The organism is Pedobacter sp. 01N416, assembly GCF_056399685.1.
Genome location: NZ_JBFTRT010000847.1, coordinates 1 through 1436, shown reverse-complemented (window position 1 = coordinate 1436; position 1436 = coordinate 1). Strand labels below are relative to the sequence as shown.

Genomic DNA, 1436 nt, shown 5'->3' with positions numbered 1-1436 from the left:
ATATATGCCTGCACAGTATACTCACCCGGTTCGTCAAATTGATGGGTTATGGTTTCACCTATTTTTGACTTAAAAACTTCAACTGGTTTACCATCAATATCTTTGCATATCCATTTTACAGAAGCAATTTCCTGCGGTAACGTGGGCAATATTTTAAAATGGTCTTTTACGCTAAAAGTTATCTCTTCTTTTATTCTTGTGCTTTGTGTCGAAGTGATGATTGAAGTAATATCATTTTTTAAAGCCTGTATCTGTTTTGATTGTTTTGGAATACCATTAAAACATGCAGATACCACATAGCTGCATTCTTCGTTACAGATTACCTGAGTGATGTTCCCTGTCTGGGTTAATAGCGTAGGAATACCAATTCCTCCTGTTTTGGTTACCTCCCAAGTAATAGTACTGATGTCGCCTGGTAGGGCCACAGACTGAAAAAGGCTTTGAAGCCTAAAGGTTATAGGTACATTTATTCTTACTTTTGTATTTCCATCAACTGTGGTCACGGTTTCAATCTCGTTTTCTTTAATGGTATAAGGCCTGGTTATTCTTTTATCACCGTTGGTTTTGCCATAAGCTTCAATTAAATAGGTGCCAACTTTCTTAAAGGTAATGGTGAGGGTTTCGCCTGCATCGTTTCGCAATTGCAAGGGGATGCCATTTGTATCATAGACTACCCAGTTTACTCCTTGCTTATCTGCACCGGTTGCTTTGCCAGCAAAATCGGCTTTAAAAGTAATAGGCGTATTGAGCGGTTGTTGATCGTGGTAAGATAAAGGTATTATCGATTTTACTGTTGCACCATCTTCATCTTCATTTTTTGCCGCTTGTTCGGTATGAATCAGTTCTTCGGTAAGCAGGGGACCATCAGCGGCCCAACTGCCAGCCTTGGCATTTTCTAATTCCTGTGCAGTAATGTTGGCTTGCTGGCCATGTTGAACTATTTTTACATTTCCACCTTTTGCAGTACAAATAGCTGTGCTTTTGTTGGTCAGTACATAAGCACCGTTTGGCAATTCTACTTTTTCATAATAATCTTTCCATTGCAATCTGGCAGTACAGGGTACAGGTTTACTTGGGTCGGGTACTTTGCATTGCCCAAAGTTTAGGTTAAGCACTTTGTTTTCTAAGGTGGTTGCAATAAATTTACTTTCACCACTATCGTTAATCACATATTTGTTATGGCTAAGTACGTTCATCTTTTTCGGAGCGGGATCTACCGCTTGATCGCAGGTGCATTTAGCCCCATGACATACCAATAGTTCGGTAATTTTTCCATTTTGTTTAGGCTCATCTATTACTTGCCTGTCTGATGCTATAGATACAGTTAGGTTATCTGTAATCTTATCATCTGTTAGGTTTTCTTCGTTATTTGTTGGTTCAGCATCAGTACTCCAATCCATTTTGGCTAATTCTAATTGGTTGTTAAAGTAATCTTT

General features: G+C 38.8%; 1 protein-coding gene. It reads right to left on the bottom strand.

Translation table 11 applies throughout. From position 1 onward, the window contains the following. A partial coding sequence (locus tag AC1DND_RS27795) for a DUF4280 domain-containing protein (RefSeq protein ID WP_477586074.1) occupies positions 1 to 1436 on the bottom strand: 1436 nt, incomplete at both ends.